This window comes from Aeromicrobium sp. CFBP 8757 (assembly GCF_014841755.1).
Classification (GTDB): domain Bacteria; phylum Actinomycetota; class Actinomycetes; order Propionibacteriales; family Nocardioidaceae; genus Aeromicrobium.
In genome coordinates, this window is record NZ_JACYUM010000001.1 from 41,969 (window position 1) to 61,675 (window position 19,707).

The window sequence follows — 19,707 nt, forward strand, 5'->3', positions numbered from 1 at the left end:
GGCTTGTCGCGTCTGGTTAATGGTTGTTAACATCGCGGCATGTCCTTCGCCCTGTCGCCCGAGCACGAGACCTTCCGCCGCAGCGTCCGCGAGTTCGCCGAGGGCGAGGTCGCACCGCACGTCGCGGCGTGGGACAAGGCCCACCACTTCCCGGTCGACGTCGTGCGGGCGATGGGCGACCTCGGCCTGTTCGGGCTGACGGCGCCCGAGGAGTTCGGTGGCTCCGGGGGTGACTTCACGTCGCTGTGCGTCGCGATCGAGGAGCTCGGCCGCGTCGACCAGTCGATCGGCATCACGCTGCAGGCCGGGGTCGGGCTGGGCATCACGCCGATCCTCGAGTACGGCACCGCCGAGCAGAAGCAGACGTGGCTGCCCGACCTCGTGGCCGGACGTCGTCTGGCCGGCTTCGGCCTCACCGAGCCGGGCGCCGGCTCCGACGCCTCCGCGACCAGGACCAAGGCGGTGCTCGACGGCGACGAGTGGGTCGTCAACGGCTCGAAGCAGTTCATCACCAACTCCGGCAGCGACATCACCTCGCTCGTGACCGTCACGGCCCGCACCGGCACGCGCGAGAACGGGACTCCCGAGATCTCGGCGATCATGCTGCCGTCGGGCACGCCCGGCTTCGTCGCCGAGGCCGCCTACGACAAGCTCGGCTGGCACATCTCCGACACCCACCCGCTGTCGTTCAGCGACGCCCGGGTGCCGGCCGACCACCTGCTCGGCGAGCGCGGCCGGGGCTACGCGCAGTTCCTCGCGACGCTCGACGACGGACGCGTCGCGATCTCGGCCCTCGCGGTCGGCTGCCTGCAGGCGTGCCTCGACCTGTGCGTCCAGTACGCGGGGGAGCGCACGACGTTCGGCAAGCCGATCGGCGCCAAGCAGGGGGTCGCGTTCCAGATCGCCGACATCGCCACGATGGTGCGCGCGGGCCGGGCGCTGACGTACCAGGCCGCCGCGCTCAAGGACGCCGGCGCGTCGGCCCGGGAGTTCAAGCAGGCCGCCTCGATCGCGAAGCTCTACACGTCCGAGTCGGCCGTCACCGCGACCCGCATCGCGACCCAGGTGTTCGGCGGCTACGGCTTCATGGAGGAGTACCCCGTGGCCCGCTTCTACCGCGACGCCAAGATCCTCGAGATCGGCGAGGGCACGTCCGAGGTGCAGCGCATGCTGATCGCGCGCGGTCTCGGCCTCCCGGTCGAGTAGGCCGAGGCGCCGGCGACCGCCCCGAGCCGTCGACGACGTCACACCGGGTGTTCACCGGGGCTCGCCGTCATAGGCGACGCCATGGCACCTCTCGTCAGGTGAGCGGCACGGACCGCTCGCCGTCGAGTGGTCGGAGTCTCCTGTGTCGTGTCGTCTGTGCGGGTCCGCGCGTCTGAGGAGCGTCCTCGATCTCGGGGCCACCCCGCCGTGCGAGCTGTTCCTGACCGCCGAGGGCCTCGACCTGCCCGAGCCGACCTATCCGCTGCACCTGCGGCTGTGCGAGGACTGCCTGCTGCTGCAGATCCCGGCGCTGATCCTGCCCGAGGAGACGTTCGTCGACTACGCGTACTACTCCTCGTTCTCCGACTCGTGGGTCGAGCACGCACGGGCCTTCGTCGACGGCGCGGTCGAGCGCCTGGGCCTGACGTCCGACAGCTCGGTGATCGAGGTCGCGAGCAACGACGGCTACCTGCTGCAGCACGTCGTCGCGGCCGGCATCCCGTGCCTCGGGATCGAGCCGTCGGTCAACGTCGGCGAGGCGGCCCGCGAGCGCGGGGTCCCGACGCTCACGACCTTCCTCGACGAGCAGGTCGCGGACGACGTCGTCGCCGAGCGGGGCCCGGCGTCGCTCGTCGTGGCCAACAACGTCTACGCCCACGTCCCCGACCTGCTGGGCTTCAGCCGGGCCCTGCGGACGCTGACGGCCGACGACGGCTGGGTCAGCATCGAGGTGCACCACGCCCTCAACCTCGTCGCGCTGGGCCAGTTCGACACGGTCTACCACGAGCACTTCCAGTACTACACGGTCCTGTCGATCAGCCGGGCCCTCGCCACCGCGGGCCTGACGGTCGTCGACGTCGACCTGATCGGTACGCACGGCGGCTCGATCCGCGTGTGGGCCCGGCCCGCCGAGGCCGCGGGCGAGCCGAGCCTCGCCGTCGCCGACGCTCTCGCCGAGGAGGCGGCGGCCGGCCTGCACGCCGTCGAGGGCTACCTCGACCTCGAGCCCCGCTCGCAGCGGGTGCGCCAGGAGCTGCTGCGCTTCCTGCTCGACGCCAAGGCAGCCGGCCGCCGGGTCGTCGGCTACGGCGCGCCGGGCAAGGGCAACACGCTGCTCAACTACTGCGGCATCCGCCCCGACCTGCTCGAGTACACCGTCGACCGCAACCCCTACAAGCACGGCCGGTTCACCCCCGGGACACGCGTCCCGATCCACGCGCCCGAGCGCATCGCCGACGACCGGCCCGACGTCGTCCTGGTGCTGCCGTGGAACCTCGAGACCGAGATCGCCGCCCAGCTGTTGTACGTCCGCGACTGGGGCGGCGAGATCGTCGTGCCCCTGCCGCACGTCCACACCGTCCCGGCCCCCGCGGCCGCCACTCCCACGGAGGTCCTGTCATGAAGGTCGTGCTCTTCTGCGGTGGCTACGGCATGCGCATGCGCAACGGCGACGCCGACGTCATCCCCAAGCCCCTCCAGATGGTCGGCCCGCGCCCCCTGATCTGGCACGTCATGCGGTACTACGCGCACTTCGGCCACACCGAGTTCGTGCTGTGCCTCGGCTACGGCGCGAAGCAGATCAAGGAGTTCTTCACGTCGTACTCCGAGACCGAGTCGAACGACTTCGTGCTGCGCGACGGCAAGGTCGAGCTGCTGTCGACCGACATCAGCGACTGGTCGATCACCTTCGTCGACACGGGGCTCGAGACGCCGATCGGCGAGCGTCTGCGCCGGGTGCGCCCCCACCTGGAGGGCGACGAGTTCTTCCTGGCCAACTACGCCGACGTGCTGTGCGACGCCCCGCTCGACGCCATGATCAAGGAGTTCCACGACTTCGGCGCCGCAGCGTCGATGATCGTCGTGCCGCCGCAGTCGTCGTTCCACATCGTCGACGTCGCCGACGGCGGTGGCGTCACGGGCATCTCGCCCGTGAGCGACCTGCCGCTGGGCGAGAACGGCGGCTACTTCGTGCTGTCGCAGGAGGTCTTCGACCACCTGCCCGAGAACGGCGACCTCGTGGCGGACGCGTGCACGGCGCTCGCGGCGCAGGGCAGGCTCTACGGCTACCGCTACGACGGCTTCTGGAAGCCCGCCGACACGTTCAAGGAGCGGGCCGAGCTCGACGCCGCCTACTCCGACGGCAGCCGTCCGTGGGCCGTCTGGGAGGACCGCGGTGTGACCGCATGATCCGGCTCGGCCTCGACGACGTCCGCGAGGTCGCCCTCCTGGCGGCGCACTGCGACGACCTCGCGATCGGCATGGGGGGCACGCTGCTGACGCTCAAGCGGACGCACCCCGACGTCCGGGTGCGGGCGCTCGTGCTCGGCGGCGCCGGCACCCCCCGCGAGAGCGAGGAGCGGGCGGCCCTCGCGGCCCTGGCCGGCGACGTCGACCTGACGATCCTCGACGTTCCCGACGGTCGCGCCCCCGCCCACTGGGACCGCATCAAGGACGCGATGGGCGAGTTCGCCCGCGGCGGCGACGCCGACCTGGTCTTCGCCCCGCACCGGCGCGACGCGCACCAGGACCACCGGCTCGTCGCCGAGCTCGCGCCGACCGAGTTCCGCGACCACCTCGTGCTGGGCTACGAGATCCTCAAGTGGGAGACCGACACCCCGCAACCCGTCCTGATGCACCCGCTCGAGCCCGACGTCGCGGCCCAGAAGCTGCGCGTCCTGATGTCGTCGTACCCCTCGCAGCAGTCGAAGGACTGGTACGACGAGTCGGCGTTCGCGGCCCTCATGCGCCTGCGCGGCGTGCAGTGCCACCACGAGCACGCCGAGGCCTTCGTCGTCGAGAAGGCCGTCCTGTCCCTCGCACCCCCTCCCTCCTCCCGCCCTCTTCCAGGAGCTGAACACGCATGAAGGTCCTCCTCACCGGCCACCAGGGCTACCTCGGCACCGTCATGGCGCCGATGCTGGCCGAGTCCGGTCACGACGTCACGGGCCTCGACACGGGCCTGTTCGCCGACTGCGTCATCGGCCCCGCGCCGGTCGACCCCGACACGCTCGCGGTCGACCTGCGCGACGTCACGCCGGAGCACCTCGAGGGCTTCGACGCCGTCATCCACCTCGCGGCGCTCTCGAACGACCCCCTCGGCGCCCTGGCGCCCCAGATCACGTACGACATCAACCACGCCGCGTCGGTGCGCCTGGCGCGGGCGGCCAAGGAGGCCGGCGTCTCGCGCTTCCTGTACGCCTCGACGTGCTCGGTGTACGGCTCGGCGGGCGACGGCCTCGTGACCGAGGACGCGCCCCTCAACCCCCTAACGCCCTACGCCGAGAGCAAGGTGCGGGTCGAGGCCGACGTCAGCGAGCTGGCCGACGACTCGTTCAGCCCGTCGTACCTGCGCAACGCGACGGCCTTCGGGTTCTCGCCGCGCCTGCGCGCCGACATCGTGCTCAACAACCTCGTGGGGCACGCCGTCCTGACCGGCGAGGTCAAGGTGCTGTCGGACGGCACCCCGTGGCGCCCGCTGGTGCACGCGCGCGACATCGCGACGGCGTTCGTCCGCACGCTCGAGGCGCCCGCCGACGCGATCCACGACCGCGCGTTCAACGTCGGCACCGAGGCGAACAACGTCACGGTCGCCGAGATCGCGCAGGCCGTCGCCGACACCGTCCCGGGCTCACGGCTGTCGATCACGGGCGAGACGGGCGCCGACCCCCGGTCGTACCGCGTCGACTTCTCGCTGATCCGCCAGGTCCTGCCCGGCTACGACGCGACGTGGTCGATCGCCGACGGTGCCGCCGAGCTGTTCGACCACTACACGCGCCACGGGCTGACGCAGGAGTCGTTCGAGCAGCGCTTCACCCGGCTCGCGGTGCTGAAGCGGCGGCAGGCCGAGGGCAGCCTCGACGAGAGCATGAGGCCGCTGATCCGATGAGGGCCGGTGCCACGAGATCAGATCAGCGACGACCGGAGGCTCGCCCACGAGCCGGCCGACCGGTCGCGATCCGACACGATCGTCACGGGATCGGGCCACGCGATCGCGAGGTCGGGGTCGTCGTACGCGACGCCGATGTCCTCGCCGGGCTCGTGCGGGCGGTCGATGCGATAGCAGACGTCGGCCGACTCGCTCGTCACCTGGAACCCGTGCAGGAAGCCGGGCGGGACGTAGAGGTGCGCGTGGCGTTCGTCGTCGAGCTCAAACATCGCCTGCTGGCCGAAGGTCGGGGAGTCCGGCCGGACGTCGACCAGCACGTCGACGACCGAGCCGTGCGCGCACCGCACGAGCTTGGCCTCGCCGCGACCCCCGCGACCGTGCAGGCCGCGGACGACGCCTCGTCGCGACCTCGACTGCGAGTCCTGGGTGAAGTCGGCCGAGCGCACGGCGATGCCGGCCTCGGCGGCGGCACGGTCGAAGATCGCGGTGTCGAACGTGCGGGCGAACCAGCCGCGGTCGTCGCCGAACTCCTCCGGGACCATCAGCAGGACCTCGTGCAGGGACGTGCCGTCGACGCGCATGGGGTCATGCTGCCATGACGACGCCCCCCACGTGCTGCGCCTGCGGGTCCGACGCCACCGAGGTCGTGCTCGACCTCGGCAGCGTCCCGGTCGCCGACACGTTCCCGCCCGTCACGAGCGACCCGGCGGCCGATCCGCGGCACCCCCTCGCGATGGCGCTGTGCCGCACGTGCGGGCTGGCGCAGATCGTCCACGACGACACCGAGCCGGAGCAGCCCCTCGGCGTCGAGCCGCGCGCGCTGGTCGAGCAGGCGGGCCGCGCCGTGGCGGTCGCCGCCGACCGCGGCTGGCTGCCGGGCCGGACGGTGCGCGAGTTCCCCAGCCCGCACGGGGGCACCTGGGTGCCGCTCATGACTGCGCGCGGTCACGTCGAGACGTCCGGTCGCGCGTCGGTCGTGCTCGACAGCTTCGGCGTGATGCACGAGCCCGACCAGCGCACGGCGTGGCGTGCGCGCGCCGCGGCGACCGACGCCGACGGCGTCCTGCTGGTCCAGTTCCACTCGCTGGCGGCGATCGTGCGCCACTCCCAGTGGGCGTCGCTGCGGCATGGCCACGCCGCGTACTACTCGCTGACGGCGCTGCGCCGCCTGCTCGCCGACGTCGGCATGTCGCTCGTCGGGGTCGAGTCGTTCGACCTCTACGGCGGGACGGTGCTGGCCGCGGCACGGCACGGCGAGCACGGGCCCGACGCCGGCGTCGACGCGATGCTGGCCGACGAGGACGCCCTCGGCGTCACCGATGCCGCGGTCGTCGGCCGCCTGCAGGCCACGGTCGACCGTGACGTCGCGGGGCTCCGCAGCTGGCTCGAGGCGCGATCGGCCGAGGGTCGGCGCGTGCTGGGCTACGGCGCCGCGTCCGTGGCGGTCGCCCAGCTCGGGCTGGCCGGCGTCGACGCCTCGCTGCTCGGGGCGGTCGCCGACGCGTCGCCCGGCAAGCAGGGGCGGCGCATGCCGGGCACCGACGTCCCGATCGTCTCGCCCGACGACCTCGTGGCGTCCTCGCCCGACCTGGTGCTGCTGACGCTGCCCGACCTGCTGCCCGAGCTCGAGGCCTCGTACCCCGCACTCGCGGGGCGATGGGTCGTCAGGGGTGACCGTGAGCCGTCGTGATCAGGTGAGCAGCGCCCACTGCCGGTGCTCCCGCCCGTCGCCGATCGGCGGCGCCGCCCAGCCCTCGCAGACGAATCCGGAGGTGGCCAGCGTCGCCTCGAGCGCGGTGTCGTCGACCGGCACGAACCACGCCACCCGGCGCACGCCCGCCCGCACGCCCGCGACGACGAGGTCGACGACGTCCGACGTCATCTCGTCGGGCACCTGCGACGAGCACTCGGCGGTCGAGGTGCCGGCGTCGACGCGGCACGTGAGCCGTCCGACGGCCACGCCGTCGACCAGCACGGCCGATCGCGGCGGTGTCACCTCGACGGTGCCGCGCCGTCCGGTGGACGTCCAGGTCGCGGTCGCGTCGCGGTCGGGACGTCGTCGTCGGCGCGCCCGCCGCACCGCGATGCGGGCCGTCGCCGGCAGCATCTCGACCCCGTGGGCCACGCGTCGGACGAGCGGCTGCGGCATGTCGTCCATGGTAGGCCGACCTCCCACGAGGGGCCGGGCCGATGGGTGAGCCGCGCCCCGTGAGGGTGCTGACGATCGGGCCCGCGCCGCTGTCGGCCGACAGCCGCGGCGGCATGGCCACGGTCCTGACGCTGATGCAGGCCCACCCCGATCCGCGGGTCACGATCCGCGTCGTCCCGACGTACGCCGACCACGGGCTCGTGCGCCGGACGCTGCTGGGCCTGCGCGGCATGCTCGTCGCGTCCGCGCTGATCCTGGCGGGCCGCGTCGACGTGCTGCACGTGCACTTGGCTCACGGCGGCAGCGTCGCCCGCAAGTCGTTGCCGCTCGCGGCGGCCCGGCTGCGCGGCACGGCGACCGTCGTGCACGAGCACAGCTACGACTTCGCGGGCTGGTTCGACCGCCTGCCGGCGTGGGGCCGGGCGCTGGTGCGGCGGGGCGTGGCGGCCGACGTCTGGCTCGTGCTGGCGACGCACCACGTCACCGAGTTCGGCCGGCGCCTGCACATGGACGAGGAGCGCATCCGGGTGCTGCACAACCCCGTCGTGCTGCCCCGGCCCGCCGCGAGGCACGCCGTGCCCGGCGCCCACGACGTCGTCCGAGCCGTCTCGCTCGGGCGTCTCGGTCACCGCAAGGGCAGCTACGACGTCGTCGCGGCCGTGGCGCAGCTGCCGTCCGACGTCCGGGGGCGGTTGGGCGTCGTGCTGGCCGGCGACGGCGAGGTCGACGAGGTGCGCGCGGTCGTCGCGCGGGCCGGGGTGTCGGACGTCGTCGAGGTGCGCGGCTGGCAGGGTCCCGCCGAGCGCGACGACCTCGTGCGCCGGTCGGACGTCTTCCTGCTGCCGAGCTACGAGGAGGGCCTGCCGATGGCGATGCTCGAGGCGATGGCCCAGGGTCTCGCGCCGATCGTCAGCCCCGTCGGCGGGATCCCGAACGTCGTCGGCGACGGCGTCGAGGGCCTGCTGGTCGAGCCGGGCGACGTCGACGCGCTGGCCGTGGCCCTGCGCCGTCTCGTCGACGACCCGGCCCTGCGGCAGCGGGTCGCGGCCGCCGCCCGGTCGCGCGCCGAGCACTTCGACGTCGACCACTGGTACGACGACCTGACCGAGCTGTGGATCAGCCTCGATCGCGCCGCGCGGCGGTCACGCGGCTGATCGCCTCGCCGAGGGCCGCCGCGACGTGCGGGCGTCCGTGCCGCTGCGTGTAGGTGTCGCGCGCGACCCGGCCCTGACGCTCGGCCTCGGCCGGGTCGGCGAGCACGTCGAGCGCATCGGCCAGGCCGCGGGCGTCGTCGACGTCGACGACGGGCCCGCCGGGCGGCTGCAGCTCGGGCAGGGCGCCCTCCGGCGACACCAGCGGCATGACGCCGAGCTGCATCGCGAGCACCTGGACGCCGCTCTGCGTCGCCCGGCGGTAGTGCACCAGCGAGCCCTTCGCGCGGGCGAGGGTGCCGAGCTCGTCGGCGTAGCGGAACGGTCCGCGCTGCCAGCGGACGCCGGCCGGCAGGTCGCCCGCGAGGTCGCCGTCGCCGATCAGGACGAGCTCGTCGCCGCGGTGGTGCGGTCCGTCGCGGTGCATCGCCCAGGCCTCGAGCGCGACGGGGATGTTCTTGTAGGCGTTGAGGCGGCCGCTCAGCACGAAGTCGCGGCGCCCGTGGGCCTCGACGAACGGCGGCACGGCTGAGTCGGCGACGTCGCTGCTGAGCGGGACGACGGTGCGGTCGCCCCGGCCGGCCTGCTCGGCGACGTACTCGCTGAAGAACACCGTCAGGTCGGATCGGGCCCGCCACCGGTCGAAGACCGCCCGCTCCCACCGCGGGCGCTCCTCGCCGGCGTCGTGCGGCCGGTCGTCGTGGACGACGTCGATGCGCGGCGCGGCACCGGCCAGCGAGATCCAGCGGGGGTCGCGGACGAGCTCGGAGACGACGACGTCGGGGGCGAAGTCGCGCACCTCGCGGCGCACCCGCAGGAACGGCCGGTACGTCGACGCCTGCTTGGGCCGCGGGTCGAGCACCCACTCGTCGTGGCGCGCGGGCCCCGACTCGGGGTGCTGGTCGGACGTCAGGAGCCGCACGTCGTGGCCGACCGAGCGCAGCGCGTCGGCGTGGACGCGGGCCAGGGGGCGCATCCAGGGGGACATCCACAGGATCTTCACGACAGGACCTCCGTGATCGCGTTCTCGTAGGCGTCGGCCATGGCCTCGATCGTGTAGCGGTCGCGCATGCGCGCGAGGCCGCGGTCGGCGAGGGCGGGCAGGCCCGTCGGGTCGTCCAGCACCGCGGCCAGCGCCGTGCGCCACCCCTGCACCGTGACGTCGTCGACGACGACGCCCGCGCGGCCGTGGTCGAGCATGTCGGGAACGGCGCACGTCGCCGAGGCCACGACGGGCAGGCGGCGGGCCATCGCCTCGAGGATCGTGAGCGGGAACGCCTCGGACCGGCTCGGCAGGCACACGACGTCGGCGTCGGCGAAGGCGTGGTCGGGGCCGGGCGACCAGCCCCGCCAGCGCACGCGGTCGCGCAGGTCGGCGGGGGTCAGCGCCTCGAGGCGCTCGCGGTCGGGACCGTCGCCGAAGACGTCGAGCGTCCACGCCCGGTCGCGCAGCCCGTCGAGGGCCTCGACCAGCAGGTGGGGGTTCTTGAGCTCGACGATCCTCGACATCATGACGAGCCGCAGCGGGGCGCCGGGGGAGCGCTCCGGTCGCGGCGGGACGTCGGCCAGCCCGGCGGCGTGCGCGACCCCGTTCGGGGCGACGAACCGGCGCCGGGCGAGGTCGTGGTGGGCCTCGACCTGCTCGCGGTGGCGTGGCGACAGCGCGACGAAGCCGTCGGCGCGCCGCATCGCGCGCGCCAGCCCCGCCGAGTACGTCGGTCCGTCCGGGTCGGGCGGCACGTGGGCGCCGACGAGCCAGCGACGGTCGTCGGCGCCGGGGCGCGCGCGCCACAGCGTGCCGAAGCCCGTCTCGGTGTTGGTGTCGCCCGTGACGACGACCGACGGGCCCGGCGGCAGGTCGGTCGCCGGTGCCCACCACGGCTGCCGGACGACGCGGACGGAGTGGGGCACCTCGGCGACCAGGGGTCCGAAGCGCTGCAGGGCGACGATCGTGACGTCGTGGCCGCGCCGCGCGAGCTCGGTGGCGAGGACGACGTGGTGACGCTCGGCACCGCCGTACACGAGCCGATTGATCGTCAGGACGACCGACGGACGGTCGGTCGCGCCACGCCGCGCCCGGGTGCGGCGCTTCGAGCGCTGCACCCGGTCGAGCACCGAGGTGCCGGCGAGGTACAGGTCGCCGCGCCGCGAGCCGGTGCCGCCGGACTGGTCGATCTGCAGGGCGATGTTGGTGCGCAGCAGGTCGCCCGATCGGGTCGACGCCGCGGGGTCGGACGCCACGGTGCCGGCCGACTCGTGCAGCACGCCCGGCTCGTCGGCCAGCACGAGACGCCAGCCCGCCGCCCGCGCCCGCTGCTGCCACTGCGACTCCTCGCCGTAGAGGAAGTACTCCTCGTCGAACGCGCCGATCGCGTCCCACGCCTCGCGGCTGATGGCCAGGCACGCACCGGTCAGGTAGCCGTCGACGTCGCCGGGCCGCTCGGCGTACAGCTCCGAGAGGGGGGTGCGCCGCAGCTGCTCGGCGTAGCCCGCCGCCGACACCAGGGCGCGCACGACGCCGCGCGGGCGGTGCGCGACGTCCCACGGACGTCCGGCCCCGCTGGACGGGGGCGTCAGGGGCGCGGCCGCGGCGACGCCCGGACCGCGGATCGCGGCGAGCGTCGCGGTCAGCGGTCCCTGCAGCAGGGCGTCCGGGTTGACCAGCAGCAGGTCGTGGCCGGGCACGGACGCCGCGAGGGCGTTGACCGCCGCCGCGAAGCCGATGTTGCGCCCGCCGCGGTGCCACGTGACGTCGGGGTGGTCGCGGACGACGTCGTCGAGCTCGGTGGCGTGCTCGGCGGAGTTGTCGTGCACGTGCACCGGCACATCCGGCAGGTGCGCCGCGAGCGTCGCGAGGCACGAGCGCAGCAGGTCGGGGGTGCGGTAGGCGACGCAGCAGATCGCGAGGGGGCGGCTCATGGCGACGTCACCTCCGCGGTCTCCTGGCCGGCGCGGAGCATGTCGCGGACCGTGCGCAGGTGCACGGGGCCGATCACGACGTTGACCGCGAGGTACGCGACCCCCGCCGCAGCGACGGCCAGCAGCACCGGCGCGGGGCGCAGCAGCTCGGCGACGCCCGCGGCGACGACGAGCGAGGCGAGGAGCCGGATCGCGAACCGCCACGGCGTCCGGTAGCTGCTGTGCCGCGAGAGCTTCCACGACGCGACGACCTGGCCGCTGAGCTCGGTCACGAGCAGGGCCGCGGCGGCACCCACCGCGCCCCAGACCGGGATCAGCAGCAGGTTCAGGACGATGTTGACGATCAGGTTGACGACGTTGAGCCGCACCAGGAAGACCTGCTGGTGGGCCGCGAACAGCGCCTGGCTGACGGTGCCGTTCAGGAACGTCACGCCGACGGCGACGAACAGCAGGGCGAGCGTCGGCGTGCCGTCGTCGACGAACTCGGCCGAGCCGATCAGGTGGACGACGGGCCCCGCCAGCACGAGCCCCACGACCGCGATCGGCGCGCCGACGAACATCATGGTCTCGACGCTGCGGGCCGTGAACGTCGCGAACCGCTCGCGGTCGCTGCCCCACAGGCCCGTCATCATCGACAGCGTCGACGACGCGAAGAAGGTCGGGATGACCGACAGCGTGAACGCGAGCGTCGAGGCGAGGTAGTACGTGCCGACCTGCAGCGGGGTGTCGAGCAGGCTCAGCATCACGCCGTCGATGCGCCAGTACAGGACGCCGATCACGAGCACCGCGGTCTGGGGCAGGCTCTCGCGCAGCAGGTCCCAGCTCTCGCGCAGCGCGAAGACGGGCCGCCAGCTGACGATGCGCGACGCCGCGACGCCCTGCACCACGAGGACGACCAGGGGCGGGACGACCTGGACGATCGCGAACCACACGAGCCCCGCACCGGTCTGCAGCAGCACGAGCGTCACGCCGAGCGACAGCACACGGCTCACGACGTCCGACCACGCGACGGCCTTGAACCGGACGGTCGCGAGGAACACCGGCTGCACGCACGAGCCGACCGTCGTCAGGGCCAGGCCGATCGCGACGATCGGCAGCACCGTCATGACCTCGCGCTCGCCGGAGTAGACCAGCAGGCCGGTGACCGTCGCGACGAGCGCGAGGGGCACGCCGTACACCAGCGACAGGCCGGTGTTGATGCGCACGAGCCGCTCGAGGTCGCCGTGCCCCGACGTCACGCGGCGCACGACGACCGCACCGATGCCGAGCTCGGTGAAGCTCGTCCAGAGGCTGACGAACACGATCGCGGTGGTGAGGTGGCCGTAGTCGTCGCCACCCAGGTGGCGCACGGTCAGCGCGACCGTGACGATCGACGCGACCATGCCGAGCACCCGGAACACCAGCTGGTATCCGAAGGCGGCGGCCATGCGCTTCGCCGTCGGCAGCGGCACCGAGACGGTAGGGTCGGTCTCCGACGGCGACGAGGGGAGCTCTGCTGATGCGGGTGTTCGTGCCTCTTCCCGACGGGACGGCCGCGGCCGACTGGGCTCGCCGCTCGGCGCGTGGTGAGGTCCCCGACTCGTCGCCATACGGGCTCCACCACCTCCGGGATCACGGTTTCGACGTCACCTTCGGTGATCGCGAGCTGACGGGCCCCTGGGCCCGGGTCGCGCGGTCGTTGCGCTATCGGACGTCGGGGCTCGAACCGGTCGAGGCGTTGCTGGACCTGCGCCGGATGTCACGAGGTGAGAGTGACGTCGTGCTGGCCTATGACGAGCGAACCGGGGTTCCTGCGGCGTTGTGTGCGCCACACTCGCGGTTCGCGCCCGTCGTGACCGGCATCGGGTGGCTGACGACCCGCGAGGAGGCCCATCCGGTGCAGCGCCGCCTCGCGTCCGTCGCCCTGCCCCGGGCCGCTGCCGTGTGGACGCAGTGCAGCGCGATGGTGCCGGTGCTGTCGCGCGAGTGGGGCGTCCCGGGGCACCGGGTGCACTACGTGCCGCTGGGCATCGACACCGACTTCTACCCCGAGCAGCCGTGGGCGCTCGCGACGCCGACCGTCGCGAGCGCGGGGGAGGACCGCTTCCGCGACCACGCCCTGCTGGTCGAGGCGGTCCGCCGCACCCGCGACACCGTGCCGGAGGCCCGGCTCGAGCTCGCGACGGGCCTGCCGGTCGACCTGCCGGACGACCTCGGCACGCTCTACACGGGTCGCATGGGTGGGCGCATGCGCGACCTGTACGGACGGTCGACGGCCGTCGCGATCGCGCTGCGCCCGACGCGCACGGGCTCGGGGCTGACGGTCGTGCTCGAGGCCATGGCGAGCGGACGACCGATCGTCGTGACCGACAACCCCGGCATCTCCGAGTACGTCGAGCACGGGGTCACCGGGCTGCTGGTGCCGCCCGACGACGTCGACGCCTTCGCGTCCGCGCTGCGCGAGCTGCTCGCCGACCCCGACCGCGCCCGGGCGATGGGCCGCGCCGCGGCCGAGCACGCCCGCACCGCGATGACGTCCGCGGGCATGAGCGCCGTCCTGGCGGGCATCCTGCGCGCCTCCGCCTGAACCCGCCCACGGGGGTGCCTCAGGCGATCTGGGCGTGCAGGTGGTCGCGGGTCGCGGCGGTGTTCTCGAGCCGCCAGACGACGTGATCGGCCGGCACCCCGCCGTACGGTCGCAGCAGCCGCGCCGTGCCGCTCGGCTCGAAGCCGGCCCGTGCGAGCAGCCCGGACGGCCCGGGGTTGCCCACCGCCACGGGGGCCACGACCCACGGCACGACGTGCGGGCGCTCGAGGACCCCCAGCACCGCCGTCGCCGTCGACCACGTCGTCACCGCGTGCGGCACGCTGCGCGCCGTCCACAGCGACAGCTCGGCCAGACCCGAGCGGGCGTCGATCGCGAACGTGATCTCGCCGAGGACGTCGCCGGAGGCCTGCGCCAGCACGTGCGGCACGACGGTGCCGTCGCGGGCGCCGGCGCGGAGGTCGTGGACGCGCTCGACCCAGGCGGTCAGCGAGCTCTCGCGGTCCCAGGTGTCGAGGCCACGTGACAGGGACGGCCGCAGCCGCGCCTCGTCGAGCAGCCGCGCCCGTCGCCACGACGGCCCGTCGGTCAGGCGCGGGGCGCGCAGGAGCACGTCGAGGCCGTCGACGCGTCGCGGACCGGCCGTGGCCGGGGCCACACGCCGGTTCGCGCGAACGCGGACGATTCGTCCGTCATGGTTGCCGCTCCCGATACTCATGCACCACGAGACTATCCACCGGTGGAGAAGCCGCCGGACGAGACGACGAGCCGAGACGTGGAGGACGAGCTGTGCGGGTTGACGAGCTGGTGCGGTCGCTCACGAGGCGGCCCGTCGCGCTGCTCCTGGTCGCGGTCGTCGGGGTGCTGGGCGCCGCCTACGGGTGGACGTCCGCGTCGACGACGTACGAGAGCCGTGCCGTCGTGCTGGTCATCCCGCCGCCGGCCGCCGACGGGGGCGCCGCTGCCAACCCGCTGGTCAACCTCGACTACAACATCAGCCAGCTGGCGCTGACCGTCAGCACGCAGCTCGAGGGCGACGACGTCCGCGACGCGGTCGTCGCCGCCGGAGGCGACGGCGTCTACTCGGCCGACACGCTCAGCAGCGACAACGCCGCGGTGGCCCAGCTGACGCCGCTGATCTCGCTGACCGCGTCGGGCGACAGCGCCGACGGTGCGCAGGGGGCCGCCGCCGCCCTCGTCGAGCAGGTCTCGACGCAGCTCACCGCGATCCAGACGTCGGCGAGCGTCGCACCGGCCTCGCAGGCCACGACCGTCACGTCCGCCGCACCCACGACGGGTGTCGCGGTCGGCAACGCCCAGCTGCGGGCGGCCGGCGTGACGGGCCTGGCGGCCGGGTTCGTCGCGCTCGTGGCCCTCGTGGCGCTGACCCCCCTGCTGAAGGGTGGGCGCGGCGACGGCCCCGGTCGCAGCGGCGTCCCCCGATCGGCGGTCCGCGAGCTGCTGCAGGACGAGTGGCAGCGCAGCGGGCGCAACGTGCCGCTGACCCGCGCCGAGGCGCGGCAGGCGTGGCGCAACGCCGAGGCCCGGCTCGAGGCCCAGCAGCGGTCCGGCACACGGCAGGTCGAGCGCTCGCGCCCAATCCGCCCGGGTCGTGGCTGACGCAGCCGCCGGCCCGACCGGCGTGCGCGGCCCCCGCGTCGTGGTCGACGACCGCGTCGGCGTCGGCGCGACGGTCGTCGCGGTGGTCTGCGGCTGGCTCCTCGCGACGCGCCAGTCGGTCGTCGTCCCGTTCACGCTGGGCCTGACGCCCGTCTCGATCGCCTGGTACGTCGGGGGTCTGCTCCTGCTGCTGTGCTGGCTCGGACGCCAGCACGTCCGGCCGCCGCACCGCCCGTCCGCGCTGCTCGCGATGGGCATGCTCGCGGCGACCCTGGTCTCGTGCGCCGGCCTGATGGTGCGCGGCCCGGTCGGCGACCAGGCCTCGCAGTCGCTGCAGCTCGTGACCCGCGAGGTCGGGATGCTCGCCGCGGTCCTGCTGGTCATGGTCGTCATCGGCAGCGCCGCCGATCTCGTGCGCGTCGTCCAGGGCGTCGTCGTCGGTGCGGCGGTCAGCGCCGTGCTGGCCCTGCTGCAGGTGGCGACGGGCGTCGAGCTGGCCGGGGCGCTGGTCCTGCCCGGGCTGACCGACCAGGGCAGCGGCGCGATGGCCGGCGAGCTGCTGCGCGCCGGCGCGGTCCGCCCCGCGGGCAGCGCGGGGCACCCGCTCGAGCTGGCCGCCGTCCTGACCGTGGTCTTCCCGCTCGCGCTGGGCCTGACGCTCTCGCGCCGCGCGCGCGGCGGCACGGCATGGCCGTGGGCCGTGGCGTCGGCGGTCATCGCGCTCGGAGCGGTGTCGACGATCTCGCGCTCGGCGTTCGTGGGCATCGCGGCGGCCCTCGTCGTCATGGCGTGGCGCTGGCCCGTGCGGCGGGTCGTGACGGGCGGGTCGGCCGTCGTCCTCGTGGTGGTGGGCGCCGTCGTGGCGGGGGTTCCGCTCGTGTCGCGCCTGGCCGACGTGCTGGTCGGGGGGACGTCCGACAACTCGGTCGGCTCCCGCACGTCCGGCCTGTCGTACGCGCTCGAGCGGCTGCCGAGCCACTGGCTGCTCGGCCAGGGCGCGGGCACGTACGACGTCGCGCAGCAGCCCGTGCTCGACAACTTCTACCTGACGCGTCTCGTCGAGTCGGGGGTCGTCGGGCTCGCGGCGCTCCTGATGCTGGTCGGCGGGGCCTGGCTCATCGCGTTCCGGGCGTCGCGCCGCGGCGTCACGTCGCCGGGCGCCGGCGACTTCGAGCTCGTCAACGGCATCCTCGGCGCCGTCACGGCCGCCGCGGTCGTGGCCCTGATCCTCGACATCGGCGGCTTCGCGCAGATCTCGACCCTGCTGTACGTCCTCGTCGCGCTGGCCGGCTCGGCAGCCCTCACCACCGGGAGCACCCACCATGGCTGAGCCGTTCCTGCCCGTCTCGACGGCCCGTCAGGCGCGCCTGCACGAGCTCGTGCCGGGTGGCGCCCACACCTACGCGCGCGGCTCCGACCAGTACCCCGACGGCATGGCGCCCGTGCTCACGCACGGCGCAGGGGCGCGCGTCTGGGACGTCGACGGACGCGAGTACGTCGAGTACGGCATGGGGCTGCGGTCGGTCACGCTCGGGCACGCCTACGCGCCGGTCGTCGACGCCGTCACCGCGGCGCTGGCCCGCGGCAACAGCTTCAGCCGGCCCTCCGAGATCGAGCTGACCGCCGCCGAGCGCTTCCTCGAGCTCGTGCCCACGGCCGACATGGTCAAGTTCGCCAAGAACGGCTCCGACACGACCACCGCGGCGGTGCGGCTGGCCCGGGCGGCGACGGGTCGCCACAAGATCGCCATCAGCGACCAGCCCTTCTTCTCGGTCGACGACTGGTTCATCGGCACGACCGCGATGGCGGCCGGCACCGACGAGCTCGCGCGGCCCCTGACCGTCCGCTTCGCGTACAACGACCTCGACTCGCTCGAGCAGGCACTGGCCGGCGACGACGTGGCGTGCGTGTTCCTCGAGGCCGCGACCGGATCGGCCGAGCCCGATCCCGGCTTCCTCGAGGGCGTGCGGGCGGCGTGCGACCGCCACGGCACGCTGATGGTGCTCGACGAGATGATCACGGGCTTCCGCTGGTCGGCGCACGGGGCGCAGCACGTGTACGGCGTGACGCCCGACCTGTCGTGCTGGGGCAAGGCGATGGGCAACGGCTTCGCGGTGTCGGCGCTGGCCGGACGCCGTGACGTCATGGAGCTCGGCGGGCTCAACACCGACGCCGACCGGGTGTTCCTGCTGTCGACGACCCACGGTCCCGAGACGTCGGGGCTCGCGGCGTTCCTGGCCGTCGCGGACGCCTACACGTCCGGCGACCCCGTCGGGCTGATGGAGCGGGCGGGGCGCGACCTCGCCGACGGCGTCCGCGCGGCCGCGGACGCGGCGGGGGTCGGCGAGCACGTCACGGTGTCGGGACGTCCGTCGTGCCTCGTGTTCGGCACGCGCGATCCCGAGGGCCGGCCCAGCCAGGCGTGGCGCACGCTGTTCCTGCAGGAGCTGCTGCGTCGTGGCGTGCTGGGGCAGTCGTTCGTCACGTCGGCGGCGCACACCGACGCCGACGTCGCCCTGACCGTCGACGCCGTCGCGCAGGCCTGCCAAGTCTACCGTCGGGCGCTCGACACGGGATCGGTCGAGGGCTTCCTGGTCGGTCGGCCCGTTGCGCCGGCCGTCCGGCGGACGGCGGCTCCGCGCCGGTTGTAGCCGGGGGAGGCGGCGGCTAGAGCGCGCTCATCTTCGCGCAGGGCAGCGGGATGTGCTTGGCGCCGTCGCCGAAGTCGACCTGCGCCGACGTCGTGCCCTGGAGGCTGACGATGCGGCCCATGCCGTAGGTGTCGTGCGAGACGCGTGCACCGACCTCGTAGACCTCGTGCACCACCTCCGGTCCGGCCTGGAAGGGACTGGATGCGTGGTAGCGGCGCTTGCGGGGTGTGGTTGCCATCGTTCGTCCATCCTTGCACCTCCGGGAGCCCCAGACCAAACATTCGCCCTAGTTCGTCCGCTCCCACAGATCGGTCCAGGCGACGCCGAGCTCGCCGACGAGCAGTCGCAGCAGGGGCAGCGACAGCCCGACGACGTTGTGGTGGTCGCCCTCGATGCCCCGGACGAAGGCGCCGCCCAGGCCGTCGATCGTGAAGGCCCCGGCCACGTGGAGGGGCTCGCCGGTCGCGACGTACGCCGCGATCTCGGCGTCGGTGACGTCGGCGAAGTGCACGACCGTCGAGGCCGTCTCGAGGAACTCGTCGTCGCCGCGCCGCACGCAGTGTCCCGTGTGCAGCACCCCGCTGCGCCCGCGCATGCGCCGCCAGCGGGCCGTCGCGTCGTCCGGCCCGTCGGGCTTGCCGAGGATCTCGCCCTCGAACGCCAGCACGGAGTCGCAGCCGATGACGAGGGCGTCGGCACCGACCCGCTCGGCGACGGCGCGGCACTTGAGCTGGGCGAGGGCCGCGGCGAGGTTGCCGGCGTCGGTCGAGGTGACGAGGTCCTCGTCGACGCCCGAGACGACGACCTCGGGCTCGATGCCGGCCGACCGCAGCGTCGCGAGGCGCGCCGGTGACTGGGAGGCCAGCACGACCCTGACCGGGGCGGCCATCAGCGCAGGGTCCCGTCGTCGTAGCGCTGGCGGACGGTCTCGAGCCGGTCGTCCCGCAGCAGCGCCGCGATCAGCGACTCGCTGCCGCCGACACCCGTCCACGTGCCCTCGATGCCCGTCGTCACGAACCAGGCGTGGTCGGCGGGCCACATCAGGTTCGGGCTGTTGATGTCGCGGGGCGCGCCGTTGCCGTAGCCCTTCGCCCCCCATCGTCCGGCGTCGGCGAGGGGACCGCCGAACAGGAAGTACGTCTCGTCGTTCGCGCTCAGCAGCGGGCCGTCCATGACGTGCGGCGGGAAGGCCGGCGGCGGGGGTGCGACGGGCTTCTCCTTGGTGAAGATGCGGCCGGGCCACTTCGGGGGGCCCGAGAACGCCGTGAGGAAGCCGGCCGCCTCGCCGCCGTGGATGTCGCCGTAGCCCTCCCACAACGCGAAGAAGCAGTCGTCGGGGGTCGCGGTGTGCGCCCCGAGCACGTCCACGAGGGCGGTCAGCAGCGCTGCGTCGAGGTGACCCTCGAACCGCTCGCCGTCACCCCCCACGGAGTGCAGCACGCGGACGTACGCCTCGAACCCCGACGGGCCGACCGTGGTCCGCAGCCGACGAGGTGCCGGATCGCCCCGGAACCAGTCTGCCACCGACACGTCCGCGAGCGGCCGCAGCGTCATCGCGCCCCGACCCGCGAGATGTACGAGATGCACGAGATGTGGGCACG

At 73.9% G+C, this 19,707-nt stretch carries 20 protein-coding genes; 11 read left to right on the forward strand and 9 right to left on the reverse strand.

Going from position 1 to position 19,707, the window contains the following annotated elements:
* Positions 1 to 39 precede the first annotated feature (39 nt).
* The 5 genes from IFT73_RS00165 (at position 40) to IFT73_RS00185 (ending at position 5,092) form a co-directional block, all read left to right on the forward strand.
* Positions 40 to 1,206 carry an acyl-CoA dehydrogenase family protein gene (locus tag IFT73_RS00165; RefSeq protein ID WP_192165597.1) on the forward strand — a complete coding sequence of 389 codons (1,167 nt, stop codon included), beginning with the start codon at positions 40 to 42 and terminating at the stop codon, positions 1,204 to 1,206.
* A 142-nt stretch (positions 1,207 to 1,348) separates the two neighbouring features.
* Complete coding sequence (locus IFT73_RS00170; RefSeq protein WP_192165599.1) at positions 1,349 to 2,608, forward strand: methyltransferase domain-containing protein; 1,260 nt, start codon at positions 1,349 to 1,351, stop codon at positions 2,606 to 2,608.
* The gene (locus tag IFT73_RS00175) at positions 2,605 to 3,393 is read left to right on the forward strand and encodes a glucose-1-phosphate cytidylyltransferase (protein WP_192165601.1); all 789 of its coding nucleotides are present in this window, start codon (positions 2,605 to 2,607) and stop codon (positions 3,391 to 3,393) included. Before IFT73_RS00170 ends, IFT73_RS00175 begins: the two co-directional genes overlap by 4 nt.
* Positions 3,390 to 4,070: a PIG-L deacetylase family protein gene (locus IFT73_RS00180; protein ID WP_192165603.1), complete on the forward strand. Its 681-nt coding sequence runs from the start codon at positions 3,390 to 3,392 to the stop codon at positions 4,068 to 4,070. The genes IFT73_RS00175 and IFT73_RS00180 overlap by 4 nt, the downstream gene beginning before the upstream one ends.
* The gene (locus tag IFT73_RS00185) at positions 4,067 to 5,092 is read left to right on the forward strand and encodes an NAD(P)-dependent oxidoreductase (protein ID WP_192165605.1); all 1,026 of its coding nucleotides are present in this window, start codon (positions 4,067 to 4,069) and stop codon (positions 5,090 to 5,092) included. The genes IFT73_RS00180 and IFT73_RS00185 overlap by 4 nt, the downstream gene beginning before the upstream one ends.
* Positions 5,093 to 5,109: 17 nt before the next feature.
* Here the strand turns inward: IFT73_RS00185 and IFT73_RS00190 are convergent, their stop codons facing one another.
* Positions 5,110 to 5,673 (reverse strand): dTDP-4-dehydrorhamnose 3,5-epimerase family protein, encoded by a 564-nt coding sequence (locus tag IFT73_RS00190; protein ID WP_192165607.1) that lies wholly within the window; start codon positions 5,671 to 5,673, stop codon positions 5,110 to 5,112.
* 14 nt (positions 5,674 to 5,687) lie between these two features.
* Here IFT73_RS00190 and IFT73_RS00195 point away from each other — a divergent pair, with 14 nt between their 5' ends.
* On the forward strand, positions 5,688 to 6,782 hold the full coding sequence (locus IFT73_RS00195; RefSeq protein WP_192165609.1) for a methyltransferase domain-containing protein: 1,095 nt from the start codon (positions 5,688 to 5,690) through the stop codon (positions 6,780 to 6,782).
* Here the strand turns inward: IFT73_RS00195 and IFT73_RS00200 are convergent, their stop codons facing one another.
* On the reverse strand, positions 6,783 to 7,241 hold the full coding sequence (locus tag IFT73_RS00200) for a hypothetical protein (protein WP_192165611.1): 459 nt from the start codon (positions 7,239 to 7,241) through the stop codon (positions 6,783 to 6,785).
* A 41-nt stretch (positions 7,242 to 7,282) separates the two neighbouring features.
* Between IFT73_RS00200 and IFT73_RS00205 the strand changes: the two genes are divergently transcribed.
* Positions 7,283 to 8,395 carry a glycosyltransferase family 4 protein gene (locus tag IFT73_RS00205; RefSeq protein WP_192165613.1) on the forward strand — a complete coding sequence of 371 codons (1,113 nt, stop codon included), beginning with the start codon at positions 7,283 to 7,285 and terminating at the stop codon, positions 8,393 to 8,395.
* Here the strand turns inward: IFT73_RS00205 and IFT73_RS00210 are convergent.
* From IFT73_RS00210 to IFT73_RS00220, 3 genes are read right to left on the reverse strand one after another with little or no spacing between them, the layout of a single operon-like run.
* Positions 8,358 to 9,395, reverse strand: coding sequence for a glycosyltransferase family 4 protein (locus IFT73_RS00210; RefSeq protein ID WP_197983447.1), 1,038 nt, complete (start codon positions 9,393 to 9,395; stop codon positions 8,358 to 8,360). The genes IFT73_RS00205 and IFT73_RS00210 overlap by 38 nt on opposite strands.
* Positions 9,392 to 11,311 (reverse strand): glycosyltransferase, encoded by a 1,920-nt coding sequence (locus IFT73_RS00215; protein ID WP_192165615.1) that lies wholly within the window; start codon positions 11,309 to 11,311, stop codon positions 9,392 to 9,394. The genes IFT73_RS00210 and IFT73_RS00215 overlap by 4 nt, the downstream gene beginning before the upstream one ends.
* Positions 11,308 to 12,738 carry an oligosaccharide flippase family protein gene (locus IFT73_RS00220; protein WP_192166911.1) on the reverse strand — a complete coding sequence of 477 codons (1,431 nt, stop codon included), beginning with the start codon at positions 12,736 to 12,738 and terminating at the stop codon, positions 11,308 to 11,310. The genes IFT73_RS00215 and IFT73_RS00220 overlap by 4 nt, the downstream gene beginning before the upstream one ends.
* A 404-nt stretch (positions 12,739 to 13,142) precedes the next feature.
* On the opposite strand from IFT73_RS00220, the gene IFT73_RS18735 reads away from it, so the two are divergent.
* On the forward strand, positions 13,143 to 13,877 hold the full coding sequence (locus tag IFT73_RS18735; RefSeq protein ID WP_371811114.1) for a glycosyltransferase family 4 protein: 735 nt from the start codon (positions 13,143 to 13,145) through the stop codon (positions 13,875 to 13,877).
* A 19-nt stretch (positions 13,878 to 13,896) separates the two neighbouring features.
* On the opposite strand, the gene IFT73_RS00230 is transcribed toward IFT73_RS18735, so the two are convergent.
* Positions 13,897 to 14,553, reverse strand: coding sequence for a GNAT family N-acetyltransferase (locus IFT73_RS00230; protein WP_192165619.1), 657 nt, complete (start codon positions 14,551 to 14,553; stop codon positions 13,897 to 13,899).
* Positions 14,554 to 14,624: 71 nt separating this feature from the next.
* On the opposite strand from IFT73_RS00230, the gene IFT73_RS00235 reads away from it, so the two are divergent.
* Genes IFT73_RS00235 through IFT73_RS00245 form a run of 3 tightly spaced genes read left to right on the forward strand, consistent with a single transcriptional unit; the run spans position 14,625 to position 18,106 of the window.
* Positions 14,625 to 15,455 (forward strand): hypothetical protein, encoded by an 831-nt coding sequence (locus IFT73_RS00235; RefSeq protein ID WP_192165621.1) that lies wholly within the window; start codon positions 14,625 to 14,627, stop codon positions 15,453 to 15,455.
* On the forward strand, positions 15,448 to 16,785 hold the full coding sequence (locus IFT73_RS00240; RefSeq protein ID WP_192165623.1) for an O-antigen ligase: 1,338 nt from the start codon (positions 15,448 to 15,450) through the stop codon (positions 16,783 to 16,785). The genes IFT73_RS00235 and IFT73_RS00240 overlap by 8 nt, the downstream gene beginning before the upstream one ends.
* A complete protein-coding gene (locus IFT73_RS00245; RefSeq protein ID WP_192165625.1) occupies positions 16,778 to 18,106 on the forward strand; it encodes a glutamate-1-semialdehyde 2,1-aminomutase in 1,329 nt (442 codons plus the stop codon). The genes IFT73_RS00240 and IFT73_RS00245 overlap by 8 nt, the downstream gene beginning before the upstream one ends.
* 16 nt (positions 18,107 to 18,122) lie before the next feature.
* Here IFT73_RS00245 and IFT73_RS00250 read toward each other — a convergent pair whose 3' ends face one another.
* Genes IFT73_RS00250 through IFT73_RS00260 form a run of 3 tightly spaced genes read right to left on the reverse strand, consistent with a single transcriptional unit; the run spans position 18,123 to position 19,693 of the window.
* Positions 18,123 to 18,344 (reverse strand): hypothetical protein, encoded by a 222-nt coding sequence (locus IFT73_RS00250; RefSeq protein ID WP_082556074.1) that lies wholly within the window; start codon positions 18,342 to 18,344, stop codon positions 18,123 to 18,125.
* Positions 18,345 to 18,392: 48 nt separating this feature from the next.
* Positions 18,393 to 18,995 (reverse strand): nucleoside triphosphate pyrophosphatase, encoded by a 603-nt coding sequence (locus IFT73_RS00255; RefSeq protein ID WP_192165627.1) that lies wholly within the window; start codon positions 18,993 to 18,995, stop codon positions 18,393 to 18,395.
* Entirely contained in the window at positions 18,995 to 19,693 is a 699-nt protein-coding gene (locus IFT73_RS00260; protein ID WP_192165630.1) for a hypothetical protein, read from the reverse strand. Before IFT73_RS00260 ends, IFT73_RS00255 begins: the two co-directional genes overlap by 1 nt.
* Positions 19,694 to 19,707 lie beyond the last annotated feature (14 nt).